At 56.1% G+C, this 18,574-nt stretch carries 16 protein-coding genes; 5 read left to right on the top strand and 11 right to left on the bottom strand.

Annotation, left to right across the window (positions count from 1 at the left end; all coding sequences use genetic code 11):
- Window positions 1–114: 114 nt before the first annotated feature.
- The 3 genes from efp to BQ5353_RS01520 form a co-directional block, all read right to left on the bottom strand.
- On the bottom strand, window positions 115–672 hold the full coding sequence (efp, locus tag BQ5353_RS01510) for an elongation factor P (protein ID WP_054331039.1): 558 nt from the start codon (window positions 670–672) through the stop codon (window positions 115–117).
- Between the two features lie 156 nt (window positions 673–828).
- Entirely contained in the window at window positions 829–1,692 is an 864-nt protein-coding gene (locus tag BQ5353_RS01515) for a TIM barrel protein (RefSeq protein WP_071427165.1), read from the bottom strand.
- Window positions 1,689–2,189 (bottom strand): YqeG family HAD IIIA-type phosphatase, encoded by a 501-nt coding sequence (locus BQ5353_RS01520; protein WP_054331252.1) that lies wholly within the window; start codon window positions 2,187–2,189, stop codon window positions 1,689–1,691. Before BQ5353_RS01520 ends, BQ5353_RS01515 begins: the two co-directional genes overlap by 4 nt.
- Window positions 2,190–2,631: 442 nt before the next feature.
- Between BQ5353_RS01520 and BQ5353_RS01525 the strand changes: the two genes are divergently transcribed.
- The 5 genes from BQ5353_RS01525 to BQ5353_RS01550 all read left to right on the top strand — a co-directional run bounded on the left by BQ5353_RS01525 (window position 2,632) and on the right by BQ5353_RS01550 (window position 10,935).
- On the top strand, window positions 2,632–4,620 hold the full coding sequence (locus BQ5353_RS01525; protein ID WP_071427166.1) for an alpha/beta hydrolase family protein: 1,989 nt from the start codon (window positions 2,632–2,634) through the stop codon (window positions 4,618–4,620).
- Window positions 4,621–4,887: 267 nt separating this feature from the next.
- Complete coding sequence (locus tag BQ5353_RS01530) at window positions 4,888–6,861, top strand: alpha/beta hydrolase family protein (protein ID WP_071427167.1); 1,974 nt, start codon at window positions 4,888–4,890, stop codon at window positions 6,859–6,861.
- A 523-nt stretch (window positions 6,862–7,384) separates the two neighbouring features.
- Complete coding sequence (locus BQ5353_RS01540; protein ID WP_143117127.1) at window positions 7,385–7,867, top strand: NADH-quinone oxidoreductase subunit NuoE family protein; 483 nt, start codon at window positions 7,385–7,387, stop codon at window positions 7,865–7,867.
- A gap of 31 nt (window positions 7,868–7,898) precedes the next feature.
- Entirely contained in the window at window positions 7,899–9,209 is a 1,311-nt protein-coding gene (locus BQ5353_RS01545; protein WP_071427169.1) for a complex I 51 kDa subunit family protein, read from the top strand.
- Complete coding sequence (locus tag BQ5353_RS01550) at window positions 9,199–10,935, top strand: NADH-dependent [FeFe] hydrogenase, group A6 (RefSeq protein WP_071427170.1); 1,737 nt, start codon at window positions 9,199–9,201, stop codon at window positions 10,933–10,935. Before BQ5353_RS01545 ends, BQ5353_RS01550 begins: the two co-directional genes overlap by 11 nt.
- 184 nt (window positions 10,936–11,119) lie before the next feature.
- Here the strand turns inward: BQ5353_RS01550 and rpsU are convergent, their stop codons facing one another.
- The 8 genes from rpsU to ftsY form a co-directional block, all read right to left on the bottom strand.
- Window positions 11,120–11,296, bottom strand: coding sequence for a 30S ribosomal protein S21 (gene rpsU / locus BQ5353_RS01555; RefSeq protein ID WP_054331035.1), 177 nt, complete (start codon window positions 11,294–11,296; stop codon window positions 11,120–11,122).
- 293 nt (window positions 11,297–11,589) lie between these two features.
- Entirely contained in the window at window positions 11,590–14,001 is a 2,412-nt protein-coding gene (leuS, locus tag BQ5353_RS01560; protein WP_071427171.1) for a leucine--tRNA ligase, read from the bottom strand.
- Between the two features lie 56 nt (window positions 14,002–14,057).
- Entirely contained in the window at window positions 14,058–14,417 is a 360-nt protein-coding gene (rsfS, locus tag BQ5353_RS01565; RefSeq protein WP_054331034.1) for a ribosome silencing factor, read from the bottom strand.
- Window positions 14,418–14,446: 29 nt separating this feature from the next.
- The gene (locus tag BQ5353_RS01570; RefSeq protein ID WP_054331033.1) at window positions 14,447–15,358 is read right to left on the bottom strand and encodes an LCP family protein; all 912 of its coding nucleotides are present in this window, start codon (window positions 15,356–15,358) and stop codon (window positions 14,447–14,449) included.
- A gap of 144 nt (window positions 15,359–15,502) precedes the next feature.
- Entirely contained in the window at window positions 15,503–16,681 is a 1,179-nt protein-coding gene (gene nadD / locus BQ5353_RS01575) for a nicotinate (nicotinamide) nucleotide adenylyltransferase (protein ID WP_071427173.1), read from the bottom strand.
- A gap of 18 nt (window positions 16,682–16,699) precedes the next feature.
- A complete protein-coding gene (locus BQ5353_RS01580; RefSeq protein WP_054331032.1) occupies window positions 16,700–16,987 on the bottom strand; it encodes a YhbY family RNA-binding protein in 288 nt (95 codons plus the stop codon).
- Between the two features lie 18 nt (window positions 16,988–17,005).
- Entirely contained in the window at window positions 17,006–17,593 is a 588-nt protein-coding gene (gene rdgB / locus BQ5353_RS01585; RefSeq protein WP_054331031.1) for an RdgB/HAM1 family non-canonical purine NTP pyrophosphatase, read from the bottom strand.
- Between the two features lie 2 nt (window positions 17,594–17,595).
- A complete protein-coding gene (ftsY, locus tag BQ5353_RS01590; protein WP_054331030.1) occupies window positions 17,596–18,558 on the bottom strand; it encodes a signal recognition particle-docking protein FtsY in 963 nt (320 codons plus the stop codon).
- Window positions 18,559–18,574 lie beyond the last annotated feature (16 nt).

Raw genomic sequence — 18,574 nt, forward strand, 5'->3', positions numbered from 1 at the left:
CGATAATAGGATTGGTCTAATTAGCATTGATATTCCAAAATTTACTTTGGGATACCCATGTGTTGATAGAAATTGAAGTGAACACCTGGGTGTTCACTTCAATCCACATGCTTGTTATGCGCGTTCCATGTACTCGCCGGTGCGGGTGTCGATGCGGATGCGGTCGCCCTCTTCGATAAACAGGGGGACTTTGATCTCCGCGCCGGTCTCCACAGTGGCGGGCTTGGTGGCGTTGGTGGCGGTGTCGCCTTTGAAGCCGGGATCGGTCTTGGTGACCTCCAGCTCTACAAAGAAGGGGGGCTCCACGCCGAAGACCACACCTTTGTAAGAAAGAACCTTGACATCGGTGTTCTCTTTGACGAACTTGAAGTTGTCACCCAGCTTGTCGGCGTTGATAGGGATATTCTCATAGGTCTCGTTGTCCATAAAGTAGTACAGGTCGCCGTCCTGGTACAGGTACTGCATATCCTTGCGCTCAATGAATGCAGTGGGGAATTTATCGGTGGGGTTAAAAGTTTTTTCAACCACCGAACCGGAAATTACATTGCGGATTTTGGTGCGCACAAAGGCGGCGCCTTTACCGGGTTTTACATGCTGAAACTCGATAATCTGAAAAACGTTGCCGTCCATATCGAAAGTAACGCCGTTTCGAAACTCACCTGCAGAAATCATGTATGAAACCTCCAAAAATTAACTTTTCCTGTAAGATGTTTAACGTACTAATTCTATCCTATCTCGGTTCGTTTTGCAAGCAAAAAGCGAAATATTTTTGCTGTTTTTCCCCTAAAATGGGGCTTTTGCATGCAAATTTGCCTGCTTAACCAACGATTAGGACTGTTTGGCCGCCTTTTCCCGGTAAACGGCGAACATTTGGGCAGCATCCTCCGCCTGGGTGCCGGCGGATTCGCAGATGATGGTGGGGGCGCAGTTTTTCTGCACCAAGAGCTCTGCCACCGGGTCAAAATCCGGGCCGTAGACGGTGTCCGCAAAAGTGAGGTGCATCTTTTCCCCTCCGTTTTCGGTATACGCGATCTTAGAGAAGTGGGAGTGGAACTCCCGCAGGCGGCTGACTCCCAACCGGTCCTCAATGTGGTCAAAGACGCGCTTGTAATCGGAAAATTCCTTGAGCCCCCCGAAGGTCCGGGCGTTGAGGTGGCCAAAGTCAATGCAGGGGAGCATCCGCTCGTCGATGCGGCAGAGTTCCACCACCTCCTCCAAAGTGCCCAGCTGGTTGACCTTGCCCATAGTCTCCGGGCAGAGCCGGATATGGGAAAGGCCGTTTTCATCCAGGGCGCGCAGGGCCTTTCGCAGTGTGTCCCCCGCTAACTCCAGCGCCTGCTGCCGGGAGATTTTGGCACAGGACCCGGAGTGCACCACCACCCGCGTGGCCCCCATGGCGCTGGCCGCTTTGGCCGATTGGAGGATGTAATCCACGCTGCCTTCCCGCTTCTCCTCCTCCAAACTGGAGAGGGAGATGTAATAGGGCGCATGCAGCGAAAGGGCGATGCCCCGGCGGGCTGCCTCCTCCCCCAGCTCCCGGGCGGCTTCCTCGCTGATGCGCACCCCCCGGCCACACTGGTACTCATAGGCGTTGAGCCCCATTTTTTCCACATATTCCGGCACCTGGATGGTCTTTTTATACCCCATAGCCTTAAAGCTGTCGGAATTGCCCGCAGGCCCAAAACGAATCATCTTGTCTTCCTCCTTTGATAGCGGCGGAGCACCCCTTTTTCTAAAAACCGTTTGCATTTGAAAAAGGGCTTGTCCTCCAGCTCGATGGGCTGAACGAGGATGGTCTTTGCCCCAAACAGGTTCCCCCCCAGGATATCGGTAAAGATTTGATCCCCCACCACAGCGATCTCCCGCGGGGAGACCCCCATAGACTGGGCCGCACGGCTCATCCCACTGGATAAGGGCTTCCTGCCGTCCTCTACAAAGGGGAGGCCCAGCAATTGGGCAAAGGGCTTGACCCGTTCATAGTGGTTGTTGGATACGATCATCATAGGGATTCCCGCCTGCCGCATCTTCGCCAGCCACTCCCGCACCCCTTGGGAGGGGACGGGGTTGTCATGGGTGGTCAAGGTGTTGTCCACATCTAAAATCAAGGCCCGGACCCCCAGACGGCCCAGCAGTTCTAGGGTGATATCGCAGACCCCTCTTACATCAATTGTCGGGTAAAAGATGGGCATATTGTCCTCCGCCATTTTTTGTTTGTCTAGTTGGATTGGGAGCTTCAAAAAGGCGCCGGCCCCTTCTCCCCTTTATCTTCCCCAAGAAATACAGAAATTTCTTCCCCAATAATCTCTTTGCGATTATTGTAGCACAAAACCCTTCCCATAGCCACCATCTTTCGGTTTTGACCCTCCGCAAATATCCGTCCCGCCATGAAGCCAGGCCGTCTTTAAACGGAGCCTTCTCCCTCATGCTGCTGTGGGAATCACACCGTCCTCTCACCGTGCACATCACATCGTCAATAGTTCCAAACCTGATTGCTTTCTCCCCCATCTACAAAAGCAATATACACAAGATTTCCAGCGTCGATTCTAAGGTTGTTCTATTGCAAACTATCCTTATAATGTGCGATAATGAAATTACAAAATCCGTTCACATCGACAGAAGGAGGTCTTTTCCGTGGAAAATGTAAAAATCCAAGATCTTTTCTCGTTCCATTTTCTGTCTTCCCTGACCCTGTCCCCCGACAAGACCCGCGCTGCTCTGGTTGTACAGAAAGCAAACGGCAAGGACAACGATTACGATGGGGATATCTACCTCTATGAGATCGCCAGCGGCGCTGTCCGCCGCCTCACCTCCCAGGGGGATGGCAAGTCCTACACTTGGCTGGATGACACCACCCTGATCTTCCCCTCGGCCAAGCGGAATAAAGCTCTGACGGAAGCCTCCAAAAAAGGCGAGCCCTGGACGGTCTACTATTCCATCGACGTCACCGGCGGCGAAGCAGTCGAGTTTATGCGGGTCCCCCTCTCGGTGACCGCAGTCAAACCCTTGGGCGGCGACCTGTTTGCCCTTACCGCCAAATACAACAAATATGCCCCCGATCTCCACAGCCTTCACGGCGAAGAAAAAGAAAAGGCCATCGCCGATCTGAAAGCGGAGAAAGATTATGAGGTCCTAGATGAGCTCCCCTACTGGAGCAACGGCGCAGGATTTGTCAACAAAGACCGCAACCGCCTCTACCTTTTTGACAAGTCCAGCGGGAAGCTGACCTCTCTCACTGCGGAGAATGAGACAGTGGGCCTCCTCAAAACCAAAGATGGCAAACTCCTCTACATTTCCACCAGCTACGACGATATCTTGGGCCAGGCCAGCGGCCTTTACCTGTATGACATCGCCTCCGGCGAAAAGAAAACCCTCGTCTGCCAGGATGAGGATTTGAAACTGGGCTATGCCGACTTCCTGCGGGATAAGATCATCGTGGCGGCCACCGACCGCAAAGCCCATGGCATGAACACCGCCTACAACTTCTATGTGGTTGGCGAAAAGGGCTTGGAACTGATTGCGGAGAACGATTACAGCATCGCCAGCACCTTGGGCTCCGACGTGAAGCTGGGCAAATACGGCGGTTACCACACCAGTGGCGACAGCCTCTTCTTCATCACCACCCGGGGCCATGCCAACCACATTGGCAAAGTGACTTTGGGTTGTGACAAGGTGGAGCTCATCGGCGAACCCATCGGCTCCATCGATGATTTTGACCTGGGCGATGACTGCTTCTACTTTATCGGCCAGCGGGGCATGCGCCTCCCCGAGCTGTACAGCTTGTGCGGCAAAGAGGAAAAGCGGCTGACCTCCTTCAATGAGGAGTACTTCACAACCCACGCCATCGCCACCCCTGAGCCCTGCTTCTTTGAGAACGACGGCATCACCCTGGAGGGCTGGGTCATCCCTCCCTACGGTTATGACCCCAGTAAGAAGTACCCGGCGGTTATCGACATCCACGGCGGTCCCAAGACTGCCTTTGGCACCGTCTTCTTCCATGAGATGCAGGCTTGGGCCGGCATGGGATACTTTGTCTTCTTTATGAATCCCCGGGGAAGCGACGGCCGGGGCGACGCCTTCGCTGAACTGCGAGGCGCCTATGGCACCTATGACTACGACGACCTGATGAAGTTCACCGATGCGGTCATCGCCAAATACCCTGCCATCGACACCGCCCGCATGGGAGTTACCGGCGGCAGCTACGGCGGCTTTATGACCAACTGGATCATCGGCCACACCGACCGGTTCGCCTGTGCAGCCTCCCAGCGGAGCATCTCCAACTGGGTGTCTTTTTCCAACACCACTGACATCGGCTACCGGTTTGGCGACGACCAGATGGCGGCCAACACCTGGGACAATGTGGAAAAAATGTGGTGGCATTCCCCCCTTAAATACGCCGACCAGGTGAAAACCCCCACCTTATTTATCCACTCAGATGAGGACTACCGCTGCTGGCTGGTGGAAGGGCTCCAGATGTTCACCGCACTCAAGCTCCACGGGGTGGAAAGCCGCCTGTGCATGTTCCACGGCGAGAACCACGAGCTGAGCCGCGGTGGCAAGCCCAACCACCGCATCCGCCGCCTGGACGAGATCACCAATTGGTTTGAAAAATTCCTGAAATAGCGTTCCTGTTTCCAAGCGGGATGGCGCGGCTTTTGCCGCGCCATCCCGTTTTTGCGTTTTAGACTTCCCCAATACTAGGGGCATCTTTCCTCAATTGGCCGTGTTTTCCCCAAAGCAAAAAAATATATACAAACATCCCTCTGCTATTTCTCTTTCCCGTCTATTGTGCCAAATCGAATGCCATGCGATAATAAAATCAAATCCAATTTGCCTGTGTAATCGATTTTATCAATAGAACGGCGGCCCGCCGCCCCAAGGAGATTTCTTATGAAACCTATTGAAATACAAGACCTGTTGGAGTACCGGTATCTCTCCGGTCTCGCCCTGTCCCCCGACAACCGGCACATCGCTTTTGTGGTGCAGCAGGCTGCCAGCGATCAAAACAGCTATATCGGCAGCCTCTATCTCTACGACACCGTGAGCCAAACCACCCGGATGCTCACTTCCGGCGGGAGGGAAAAGAGCTTCTTCTGGCTGGATGGCTCCACCATCCTTTTCCCCGGCCTGCGGGACCCAGAACTGCGGAAGAAAAAAGCCCAAGGTGAGCCTTGGACAGCTTTCTACGCCATCGACATCCGGGGCGGTGAAGCCTGTGAGCATATGCGCATCCCGCTGGAAGTCATTTCCGCTAAGCCGCTGGACAGCCGGCGCTTTGTGCTGCTGGCCCGCACCAACAGCACCCTGCCCGATTTCCACGCCTTGTCCCAAGAAGAACAGGCCGCCTACCTCCGGGAAGGGAAGGACTACACCGTCCTGGATGAAATTCCCTACTGCTCCAACGGCAGGGGGTATACCGGCAAGTGGCGGCAGCGGCTTTATTTCTACGACCGTTCCTCTGGGGAACTGCGGCCCATCACTGGGGAGCTGGAAAACGTCAGCTTCTACCAAGTCCAGGGGGAGGAAGTCCTCTACATCTCCAGCACCTACCGGGAGAAATACAACCTGACCAGCGCCCTTACCCGCTACCACATCCAGCGCGGCTCCCACCAGGTTCTGGTGGAGGACGGGGTCTATAAAATGGAGTATGCCGGCTTCTGGGGGGAGGAAATCTTCCTGGCCGCCACCGACATGAAGCGCTATGCCATGAATGAGTCCCCCAATTTTTATTGGGTGCGGGAGGGGCGCCTCGTTTTACTTGCAGAGAACGACTTCAGCATCCACAGCTCCATGACCTTGGACTGCAAGCTGGGCGGCGGCAGCGGTTTCTCCCTGGAAGGGGATACTTTTTCCTACATCACAACCCGGGGCGGCAGTGACTACATCGCCACCCTCTCCCAAGATGGCCGGATCTCCCTTCTGGGCCGGGACAATGGCTCCATCGAGTGCTTCGCCCGGGGCAAAGAGGGGGAGTATTACTTCATCGGCACCCGGGGCACCCGCCTACAGGAGCTGTATTGCCTCCGGGATGGGGTGGAGACCCAGTTGACCGCCTGCAACGAGGAATACCGGAACAGCCATACGGTTTGTGAACCCGTTTATTTCCCCATTGAAAAAAAGGGCCTGCGTCTGGATGGCTGGGTAATCCCTCCGGCGGACTTTGATGAGTGCAGAGTTTATCCGGGCATACTCAGCATCCACGGCGGGCCAAAAACCGCCTATGGCGCTGCCTTCCTCCACGAGATGCAGGTTCTGGCTGCCAAGGGGTATTTTGTCTTTTATGTCAATCCCCGGGGCAGCGATGGCCGGGGCGACGCCTTCTCAGACATCCGGAACCAGTTCGGCCGGGTAGATTATGAGGATTTTATGGACTTTACCGACCAGGTCTTGGAGGCGTATCCCCAAATCGACCGGGAGCGGCTGGGGGTGACCGGGGGCAGCTACGGGGGGTATATGACCAACTGGATCATCGGCCACACCCACCGGTTCGCCTGTGCCGTCTCCCAGCGGAGTATTTCCAACTGGATCACCAAAATCCTCACCACCGACATCGGCTACTACTACAACGCCGACCAAGTTGGGGGGATGCCCTGGCCGGACCCCACTCCACTGTGGGACTGTTCCCCCCTCAAATACGCCAGCCAGGTAAAAACCCCTACCCTTTTTCTCCATTCTGACCAGGATTTCCGCTGCTGGATGGCCGAAGGGCTCCAGATGTTCACCGCCCTCAAGCTCCACGGGGTACAGACGCGCCTTTGCCTGTTTCACGGGGAAAACCATGAGCTGAGCCGCAGCGGCACTCCGAGGCACCGCATCCGCCGCTTGAAGGAGATGACAGACTGGTTCCAGAAATATCTGGAATAGCCCCCTTCCTAGGAAAGCCATTGGGATCGGGCAAAACCTGCCTTTTGACGTTGGATTCCATCCAAATGGTCTCCTTTCCCTTTGTTTATCAAAATATCTACAAAAGTTCAGTTTTATTTCTATTTTTCATCAATTGCGCCCAAATATGAGTTGTGCGATAATGGAGTTAGCTCCTTTTCTCCCCAGCAGTTTTTTATCTGCATTTTCCGCTGGGGAGGGATGCCAGACCTTCCCCGGGTCGGCTCCTGCGCTGAAAAATGCAGGATGCATGCATTTCTCTTGAAGAATATGCATTTCCCCCATATTGTTCAACACTTGACAAACAATGGATTGGGAACTTTTATTTTTATGTTGTATCTATTGACTGCTTTAGCCTCTCCTCTTATAATAGGTATCATCAATGGGAAGCAAATTAAGATAGAAAAAATCGAAATTTGATACCTTTGCTAGTCTTGTACCGCAGCTGTATTTTGCAAGAAATTTCTTCTTAACATTCAAAAAAAATCCACAAGGAGGAAGCACCATGGCCAACCAGTTCGAAATGCAAATCACCAAAATTCTGGACGAACAGGGCCGCGACCAACAAAAGTTGCTGTCCATTCTCCTGGACATCCAAAAGGCCTCAGGCAAAAACTACATCAGTGAGGAGGCCGCAGAGATTGTTTCCCGGGAAATGGGCATCCCCCTGGTGAAGCTGTACGACATCCTGACCTTCTATGCCATGTTGGAGACAAAGCCCCGGGGCCGCTTCCTCATTGAGGTCTGCAACAATGCCCCCTGCTACGTCTCCAAATCCGACCGGATTGCCCAGTTCCTTCGCCAGGAGCTGGGGATCAACTTCGGCCAGACCACAGCGGACGGCTTGTTTACCCTTCAATACATGCCCTGTGTCGGCGCCTGTGACATCGGCCCGGTAATCAAAATCGGTGACCGGGTCTATGGCAACCTGACCGAGGAGAAGATCCGCAAGATCCTCTCCGACCTGACCAACAACCTGGAGGGCTAGACCCCAAATCGAAGGAAAGGATGTTTTTCACATGCCAAAAACCATGTCTGTTCTGACAGCGCGCTGCGGCAGAATCCGGCCGGACTCGGTCAAGGAGTATGTGGCCACCGGCGGCTTTGAAGCCTTCCGCAAGGCGCTGGCTATGGAGCCTATGGAGATCATCAACGAGGTGATGGACGCCAAGCTTCTAGGCCGCGGCGGCGCTTCTTACCCAGCGGGTAAAAAATGGAAGCAACTCTATGAGATCCCCACCTTCCCCAAATACATCGTCTGCAATGCCGATGAGGGCGAGCCCGGCACCTTTAAGGACAAAGTCTTGCTGGAAAAAGACCCTCTCTTGGTCATCGAGGGCATGCTGATCGCCGGCTATGTCTTTGATTCCCACGACGGTTACATCTACATCCGCGGCGAATACCGGGAGATCCAGCGGATCTTCCAGGCCGCTATCGCCAATGCGGAGTCTGCTGGATTCTTAGGGGACAACATCTGCGGGACGGATTTCTCCTTCCGAGTTCACATCGTGTCCGGCGCCGGCGCTTATATCTGCGGCGAGAACTCCGGCCTACTCAACTCCATCGAAGCTAAAACCGGACGGCCCCGGGTCAAACCGCCCCATCTAGCGGAGGTTGGCCTCTTCTCCATGCCCACCTTGGTGAACAACGTGGAGTCCTTTGCGGGCATCCCGGTTATCCTCTCCATGGGCGGCAAACAGTTCCTGGAACTTGGTTCGGAGAACAGCGGCGGCACCAAGCTCATCTGCCTCTCTGGAAATGTCAACAACCGGGGCACCTATGAAATTCCCATGCACGGCGTCACCCTGCGGGATATTATCTATGATCCAGAACTGGGCGGCGGCATCCCGGACGGCAAAGAACTGAAGTTTTTCCACCTGGGCGGCCAATCCGGCCCCATCGGCTTCCCTCACCAGCTGGATACCGTCTACTCCCACGATGCCCTGAAAAAAGTGGGGCTTTCGGTGGGCTCCGGCGCAGTGGTGGTGCTGGATGAATCGGTCTGCATCATCGATTACCTGAAAAAGGTGGCCGACTTCTTCATCCATGAAAGCTGCGGCAAATGCGTCCCCTGCCGGGAAGGCAACCGCCAGATCCGCCTGATCCTCCAAAAATTCTCCGACGGTGTGGCCACCATGCAGGACTTTGAACGGCTGGAGCGGCTCTCCCTCACCATGGCGATGGCCTCCTCCTGTGGCCTTGGCCAGGCGGCTACTACTGCCCTGGATTCCTGCCTCATCCACGCCCGGGAAGAATTTATCGCTCATATCAACGGCGTCTGCCCTGTGTGCTTCAACAGTAGAAAGAATGGTGATACCTATGCATATTGATCCCAACAAAATGGTCACTGTAAAGATCGACGGCATCCCGGTCACTGTGCCCTCCGGCACCACCATCATGGAAGCCGCCAAAAAAATCGGCATTAAAATCCCTTCCCTGTGCCATCACCCCGACTTGACCGTCCGGGCTTTCTGCCGCGTCTGCGTGGTAGAAGACACTTGGAGCCGCCGCCTGAAAACCGCCTGCAACAACATTGTGGACGAGTGCGGGGATATCTTCACCAACACCGAAGGGATTCGCCGGGCCCGTCGCACTATTTTGGAACTGCTGCTGGCCAACCATCCCCAGGACTGTCTCCACTGCGAGCGCAACCGCAAGTGCGAGCTCCAGACCCTGGCTGAAGAGTTCGGCATCCGTAAAAACGCCTTCGACCCAGTCTACCGCCCGGTCCCCAAAGATTTGAGCAATCCCGCCATGGTCCGGGATATGAGCAAATGCATCCGCTGCGGCCGTTGTGTGGATGCCTGCCAGGCGGTTCAGGGGGTCAATGCCATTGGGTATGCCGGCCGATCCACTGGGTTTAAAATCACCACCGCCTTTGAGAAGCCTTTGAGCGAATCCCCCTGTGTCTACTGCGGCCAGTGCATTGCCGCCTGCCCTGTGGGTGCCCTTTATGAGAAAGACGACACCCAAAAGGTGTGGGACGCTCTCTCCAACAAGGACCTCCACGTAGTGGTCCAGACCGCGCCTGCGGTCCGTGTGGCCATCGGCGAGGAGTTCGGCATGGAGAAAGGGGCCATTGCCACCGGCAAGATGGTGGCTGCCCTGCGCCGCCTGGGCTTTGACAAAGTGTTTGACACCAACTTCTCCGCCGACCTGACCATCGTAGAGGAGGGCAATGAGCTCTTCTCCCGATTAAAATCTGGTAAGAATCTGCCGATGATCACCTCCTGCAGCCCCGGATGGGTCAACTATGTGGAGAAGAACTACCCCGACCTGCTGGACCATGTCTCCAGCTGTAAATCCCCTCAGCAGATGTTTGGCGCAGTGGCTAAGACCTATTACGCCGACAAAATGGAAATCCCCCGGGAGAAGATGTTTGTAGTCTCCATCATGCCCTGCGTGGCTAAGAAATATGAGGCCCAGCGGCCGGAGATGAACTCCAGTGGTTACCAGGATGTAGACGTGGTCCTTACCACCCGGGAATTGGCTAAGATGATCCGCCTGGCCGGCATCCAATTTGGCGCCCTGCCGGAAGAAGAGTTTGACAGTCCGTTGGGCCTTGCCTCCGGTGCGGGAGCCATCTTCGGCACCTCTGGAGGGGTCATGGAGGCCGCAGTCCGCACCGTCTATGAGATTGTCACCGGCAAAGAGCCCCAGAGTCTTGATTTTAACGAACTGCGGGGTCATGAGGGCATCAAAGAAGCCTCTTTGGATTTGGATGGCACCACCGTGAAAGTTGCAGTTGCCAATGGCCTCTCCAACGCCAAAATCTTGATGGATAAAGTTCGCGCCGGTGAGGCCGACTACCAATTCATTGAGATCATGTGCTGCCCAGGCGGCTGTGTAGGCGGCGGCGGGCAGCCCTTCCGCACCACTGCGGCTATCCGCTCCAACCGGATGACCGGCCTCTACAAGGTGGATAAGGACAGCAAAATCCGCCAGTCCCACAAAAACCCGGAAATTCTCGCCCTGTACGATGAATTCCTGGGCGAGCCCAACGGCCATCTGGCCCATGAACTGCTCCACACCCATTATACCGACCGGAGCCACTAAAAAAGCAAAACGCCCCGCGGGACGCAAACGTTCCACGGGGCGTTCTTGTATATCCTAGCCCTTCCCCGCCTAGGTGGAGGAAGACATTTCCCCCTTCTCTTTAGGGGATTTGTTTTTTATCATACGAAAAAAAGCGAACGGGAATAACCCCGTTCGCTTTTCTCTTCCTTAGAGGACACAAACCCTATTTGAATTTGCGTTTCCGAGCAGCTTCAGACTTCTTTTTCCGTTTGACGGAAGGTTTTTCGTAGTGCTCTCTTTTGCGAACCTCAGCCAGAACGCCAGCTCTAGCGCACTGTCTCTTAAATCTTCTAAGAGCGCTATCCAAAGACTCGTTATCTTTAATACGAATTTCTGCCATTTACAATATCCCTCCTTACGCCCAACCGGCAGGAGTTTTTATCCCAAGTGGATAACATCGAATATTATACAATATCATGCACTAGGATGTCAATACCTTTGCCCCCATTGAATACAAGTTTCTTCCAAATTCTTTTTTGAAGAGAACCCTTTCATCCAGAGGGGCAGCAAGACCCAGCGGAACTGATTATTTTAAATATAAAGTCTACACAAACTGGAAAAATCCCGATGCGGCTTTGCCGCAGGAAGGGCCGCACCCTGACAGGGATTTCTTCCCCAATGATCGCTTTGCGATCATTTTACCACGATGTTGACCAATTTGCCGGGGACACAGATCTCCTTGACCACTGTTTTGCCTGCTATGGCCGCTGCGATGGACTCATTGGCCTTGGCGGCGGCAATGGCATCCTGGTTGCTGCAATCGGCGGGAATGACCACACGGGCCTTTACCTTGCCGTTCACCTGCACTGCGATCTCCACGCTGGCATCCTTGCACTTTGCCTCATCATAGGAGGGCCATTTCTGGTCGGTGATCATGCCGCCGAAGCCGCAGACCTCCCAGAGTTCTTCCGCAATATGGGGGGCAAAGGGATTGAGCAACAGGAGGAAAGTTTTAAACTCCCCACGGGTGATGCTCCCCTTGTCGGTGATTTCGTTGAGCAGGCTCATCATCGCCGCGATAGCGGTGTTGAACTTCATCTCCTCGATATCCTCACTGACCTTCTTGATGGTCTTGTGGAAAGAGGTTTCCAGCTCCTTAGAGTATCCCTCCCCATCGGTGAGGACGTCCTGCAGGCCCCAGATACGCTCCAGGAACCGTTTGCAGCCCTTAATGGAGGAGGTGTTCCAAGGGGCGCTCTTCTCAAAATCGCCAATGAACATCTCATAGAGGCGCATGGTATCGGCGCCGTATTCCTTGACAATGTCATCGGGGTTGACCACATTGCCCCGGGATTTGCTCATCTTCTCCCCGTTTTCGCCCAGGATCATACCGTGGCTTGTCCGTTTGGCATAGGGTTCGGGACAGCTGACTACACCGATGTCATAGAGGAATTTGTGCCAGAACCGGGAGTAGAGCAGGTGCAGAGTGGTGTGCTCCATGCCGCCGTTGTACCAGTCCACCGGCAGCCAGTAGTCCAGGGCCTCTTTAGCAGCCAAAGCAGTGTCGCAGGTGGGGTCGCAGTAGCGCATAAAGTACCAGGAGGAGCCTGCCCACTGGGGCATGGTGTCGGTCTCCCGTTTGGCGGGGCCGCCGCAGCAGGGACAGGTGGTGTTGACCCAGGCGTCCATCTTCGCCAAGGGGGATTCGCCATTTTCGGTGGGCTCATAGCTTTCCACCTCAGGCAGGGTCAAGGGCAACTCACTCTCCGGCAGGGGAACATAGCCGCACTTCTCGCAATAGACAATGGGGATGGGTTCGCCCCAGTAACGCTGGCGGGAGAACACCCAGTCACGCAGTTTGTAGTTGACCTTGGGCTGTCCTTTTCCTTCTTTTTCCAGCCAGGCGATGATCTTCTTCTTGGCCTCTTCCACTGTCAGGCCGTCCAGCATGCCGGAGTTGACCATAATGCCGGTCTCGCAGTCGGTGAAGGCTTCCTTCTCCACATCGCCGCCTTTGACCACCTCAACGATGGGCAGGCCGAACTTTTTGGCGAACTCCCAGTCCCGGGTGTCGTGACCGGGGACCGCCATGATGGCGCCGGTGCCGTAGGTCATCAGCACATAATCGGAGACGAAGATGGGGATCTCCTTGCCGTTGACGGGGTTGATGCCCCGCACCCCGTCGATGCGGATGCCAGTCTTGTCCTTGTTCACTTCTGAGCGTTCAAAGTCGGACTTTTGGGCCGCCTGCTGCTGGTAGGCCTTGATCTCCTCCAGGTTGGTAATCTTGTCCGCCCACTTCTCCAGGAAGGGGTGCTCCGGCGACATGACCATGTAGGTGGCGCCGTACAGGGTATCTGGGCGGGTGGTGTAGATAAGCAGGTCATCGCCGGCGGTGGTGGCAAAGGTCACCTCTGCGCCGGTGGAGCGGCCGATCCAGTTCTTCTGGGAAGTCTTGACCCGGTCTATGTAATCCAGACCCTCCATATCAAGGTCGTCGATCAGCCGCTGGGCATATTCGGTGATTTTCAGCATCCACTGGCTTTTTACCTTGTGGATGACCTGGCCGCCGCAGCGCTCGCAGACGCCGCCCACGACCTCCTCGTTGGCCAGAACCACTTTACAGGAAGTGCACCAGTTGACGTTCATCTCCTTTTTATAGGCCAGGCCGTGTTTAAACAGCTGGAGGAAAATCCACTGGGTCCATTTGTAGTAACTGGGGTCGGTGGTGTTGATTTCCCGGTCCCAGTCAAAGGAGAGACCGAGAGACTGGAGCTGGGATTTGAAGCGGGCCACATTCTGCCGGGTGACAATCTCCGGGTGGATGTGGTTCTTAATGGCGAAGTTCTCAGTGGGCAGGCCAAAGGCGTCCCACCCCATGGGATACAGCACGTTGTACCCCTCCAGGCGGCGTTTGCGCGCCACGATGTCCAGGGCGGTATAGGAGCGGGGATGGCCCACGTGTAAGCCCTGCCCCGAGGGGTAGGGGAACTCCACCAAGGCGTAATATTTCGGCTTGGTGTAATCGTTGGTGGCGGCAAAGACATGCTTGTCCGCCCAAATTTTTTGCCATTTTTGTTCAATGGCCGCAAACTCATATTTCAATGTAGGTACCTCCCAAATGCCGTTCGGCATGGATTTTGTGTCACAGCGGGCAGGAATCAGTCCTGGGTCAGCACATCCGACAGATCGACGCGAGGCGCGTCCGCCCATAGTCGGTCCAGCGAATAAAACTCCCGGGCCTCCTCCAGAAACACATGGACGATCACATCGCTGTAATCGAGCAAAATCCAGGCGGCGGAATTATACCCCTCCACCCGTTTGGGCTCAACGCCCAGCTGGGAGAGTTTTTCCTCCACCTCGTCGGCCAGCGCTTTGGTCTGGGAGGTGCTGCTGCCCGAAGCCACCACAAAATAATCGCCGATGGTGGTCAGGCCATGGATATCAATGGCTTCTACATCCTTGGCTTTTTTGGCATCCAGCAGGGCGGCAACCTTTTTTGCCAGTTCCAATGCTGTCATCTTTTCCCCTCCTTTACCGTCCCATACGCCTAATCTGTGGGAAAAGCGCTGGGATTCTCTATCAAATCGCCCGGTAAGTTCCCCTCACCGGCCGATTCTTCTATGGGTTGTTCTTCCTCACTGGCCGGTTCTTCCGGCTCAGGCGGCGGGAGCGGCACTGCGGCCACCTCCAGCTGGGATGGGGGAACTTCCTCCCCCACCGGGCGGAATGCTTCATTCAAAAGATCCGCCAGGGCTTCCCGATCCGCTTCATAGACCGAGTAGCCGTTGTGATAAGTCCCCCGGCCTGGGAGCAGATAGAACTCCACCCCGCTGTCCGGAACCTGGTAAGCCCGGTTGGCAAGGCTGGCCATCTGCCCGAGGGGCAGGTCGGTTTTCACCTCGCCGGCGTGGTCCAAAAGGATTTGGATGGACTTGAGCCGCCCTTCCCGCCGCACCGCATCTAATACCCCGTGAAGGAACTCCTTCTGAGCGCCCAGGCGGCCGATATCGCCAGTGGCATAGCCTTTGCGGTACCGGATAAACCACTCCGCCTGCTCTCCATTCAGCCGCTGTTTCCCCTCCTCCAGCACCATGCCGGGCAGGTACTCCATCTGGAAGGGGACCTCCACCTCCACCCCGCCCATGGCGTCCACCATGCTTCGCAGGCCAGAAAGGGTGATAGTCGCTGTGTAGTCGATGGGGAGCTGGAGCTGCTTTTCCACCAGTGTTTTCAGCTCCTGGATGCCGCTGTCCCCCTTGGGATGGCCGTAGACCGCGTTGATCTTGCCGGTGACATACCCGTCCCCGATATAGGTATCCCGGGGGATTTGCAAAAGGCTGATACGGTCGGTTTCCAGGTCAAAGCGGCCCAGGATGATCACGTCGGTGAGCATACCGGTCTCGTCGATGCCGCAGCCCAACACCGTCACCGCTTTCGCTGAGAGGGGTTCAAACTCCATTTCCCTCTCCCCAGGGGAGTCCGGCCCATCCGGAACCGCGGCCCCAGGCCAGCGCAGAAAAAACACCGTCACCCCCAACAGTACAGGGATGAGAAGCCACCGAAACTTGTTGAACCCACCGGCCAAATGCCGCGCCTCCCTTATTCAGCGCACAACATAACAATTGTAAGCGCCCAGCGTATCGGAGTTGATCAGCGCCTTTTTCTGCAAAAGGTCGCCCATGATAAACTCCATCGCCTCCCGCATTGCGTCATCCAAGGAAGTATCCGCCAAATCGCGCATCTTTTCCACCCCGCCGTATGTTCTGTCTTTGGAGGTCAAATCGGCCAGGTAGACAATCTGCTCCAGCCGGGTCATATTTGCCCGGCCAGTGGTGTGATACCGCACTGCATTTAGTATTTGAAGGTTGTGGATGTTTAATGCATCCCGCAGGTAGATGGCCCCCGCCGCCGCGTGCCAAAGTTTGGGCTGCTGCGGCAAAGTTTTCTCAAAAATTATATCAGAATTTACAATCCTTTGCAACTGCTCGTCGCCGGGGACGTTCTTCTGAATATCGTGGAGAAGGCCCGCCACTAAGGCATAGGTTTCATTCTCCCCCCAGCGCTTGGCCAGGCGGACCGCCTGCTTTGCCACATACAGGGAGTGGATGCGGCGGCTGTCCTTTAACAGGGTTTTCATCTGCGCCACATACCCCCCGATGTCGTACACATACTTGCCCGGGTCCAATCCATAGAGGCCGTTTTGGCGGATGTATTCCTCCCCCTGGGGCGGCAGAAACCCTTCCACCGGCTCCCCTTGACGGATCTTCTTCCGCACCTGGGTGGAGGAAAGGGGCTTTACCTGGATGTCCAGTACCCGGCAGCTCCAGCCGCGGGCGCGGTACTCTTTCTCCTTAGCCTGGAGGGCTTCCAGCTCTCCCCCGTCCCGGGCGCCGCCGCAAAGGGTGCATAGAAGGGCGATCTCCCCGGCCATATACCAGCTTTCAAAGGTCAAAAACATATCCGACCCCATCAGGAGGAAGAATTCATCCTCCTTGGGATAAGCGTTCCGCAGTTCCCGCAGGGTCATCACCGTATAGCTGGGGCCCTCCCTCCGCAGCTCCAAATCGCAGGGGACAAACCGGGGATCGGTTTTGGCGGCCAGACGGCAGAGGTTCAGCCGGTGCTCCGCTGGGGCAAGGTCCTGTGCCGACTTGTGGGGCGGGATGGCTGTGGGGATGAGCAATACCCTGTCCAACCCCAGCCGGTCTGCAAATTGGGTGGCCAGCGACAGATGTCCTTGATGGATGGGGTTAAAGGTGCCGCCGAAAACGCCGATTTTCATAGGCTGCGCCTCCCTTAGTTACAGCTCGATTTTGGGGTCTTTGTCATTGCGGCGGTACAGGACGATCCGGGTGCCGATGACCTGCACCACCTCAGAGCCGGTCAGGGCGGCCAGCTCCTGTGCCGTCTCCTGGGCGAAGGCGGGGGCGGTTTCCAGCACCCGCAGCTTGATCAGCTCCCGGGCAGTGAGGGCGTCGTTCACCTGCTTCACCGTAGCTTCCGAAATGCCGGATTTCCCAATTTGGAAGATGGTCTCCATCGGGTTGGCCAGGGATTTGAGTTTTGCGCGTTGTTTTGATGTGATCACTTGCATTCTCCTAGTTGTTTATTTTAATAATTGAGGCAGCTCTTCTGCAAAGAGTCGCAGGGCTTTGCCCCGGTGGCTCATGGCGTCCTTTTCCTCGCCGGAGAGTTGGGCAAAGCTCCTCTCCCCCACGTAGAAGATGGGGTCGTATCCGAAGCCATTCTCCCCACGGCACTCATAGCCGATGGTCCCTTCGCAGCTGGCCTCAAAGAGATGAGGAGTGGAATCCTCTCCCACAAAGCAGATGGCGCTGGTGAACCGGGCAGTGCGCTCCTCGGGGGCGGCGTCCTTCAGCTCCGCCAGCAAGGCGGCGATCTTTTCGGGATAGGGGGTGTCCTCCCCTTGGTACCGGGCGGAGTATACCCCGGGGCGGCCGTCCAGGTAATCGACACACAAGCCGGAGTCGTCGGAGATGGCCGACTTGCCGGTCACCTTGTGGATGGTCATGGCCTTGATGGTGGCATTCTCCCCAAAGGTGGAGCCGTCCTCCTCAATCTCCATGTCCACCCCGGCCTCTTCCATGCCGATGACGGTGCAGCCGAATTCTTCCAAGATGCGGGCGAATTCCCGCATCTTGCCTTGGTTGCGGGTTGCTACAATGATTTCCATGATTATTCCTCCTCCTGGGGGATGGGGGCTTCCTCTTGTGGAATCTCCTTAGAGGACTCCTCCCCGAACAGCGCGTCGGCAAAGTCCACCGGGTCAAAGGGCCGCAGGTCGTCGATGCCCTCGCCCACGCCGATGTATTTCACCGGGATTTTCAATTCTTCCTTGATACCGATGACCACGCCGCCCCGGGCGGTGCCATCCAGCTTGGTCAGCACGATGCCGGTGAGGCCGGCGGCCTCCCCAAACAGCTTTGCCTGGTTGAGGGCGTTCTGGCCGGTGGTGCCATCCAGCACCAGCAGGGTCTCCACCGCGCTGTCCGGCAGTTCCCGGGCAATGACCCGGCTGATTTTGGCCAGTTCATCCATCAGGTTTTTCTTGTTGTGGAGCCGCCCGGCGGTGTCGCAGATGATGACGTCCACCCCCCGGGCCCGGCCGGCATTTACCGCGTCAAACACCACCGCGGCGGGGTCTGACCCCTCCTGGTGCTTGATGAGGTCCACCCCGGCCCGGTCAGCCCAGATCTCCAGCTGGTCGATGGCCGCGGCCCGGAAGGTATCTGCCGCCGCCAACAGGACGGTCTTGCCCTCCTCTTTGAGCTGGTGGGCCAGCTTGCCGATGGTGGTGGTCTTGCCCACCCCGTTGACCCCAATGACCAGGATAACCGCCGGCTTGGTGGAGAGGTTCAGCTCCTGGCCGCCCTCCAGCATCTCGGCGATGATCTCCTTGAGCAGCCCCTTGACCTCCCGGGCATCGGTGACCCCCCGCTCCTTGATGCGGCGGCGCAGCGCCTCCACAATGTGCTGGGAAGTGGTCACACCCACGTCAGAGAGGATGAGAGTCTCCTCCAGCTCATCCATCAGGTCGTCGTCGATGGTGGTGAAGGAATTGGTGATGGCCTCCACCTTTTTTGCGAAGGAGTCCCTTGTTTTTTTGAGCCCCTCGCTGATTTTGCTAAAAAATCCCACAGGATCACCTCACGAT

The sequence above is a fragment of the Merdimmobilis hominis genome, assembly GCF_900104615.1.
Classification (GTDB): Bacteria; Bacillota; Clostridia; order Oscillospirales; family Ruminococcaceae; genus Merdimmobilis; species Merdimmobilis hominis.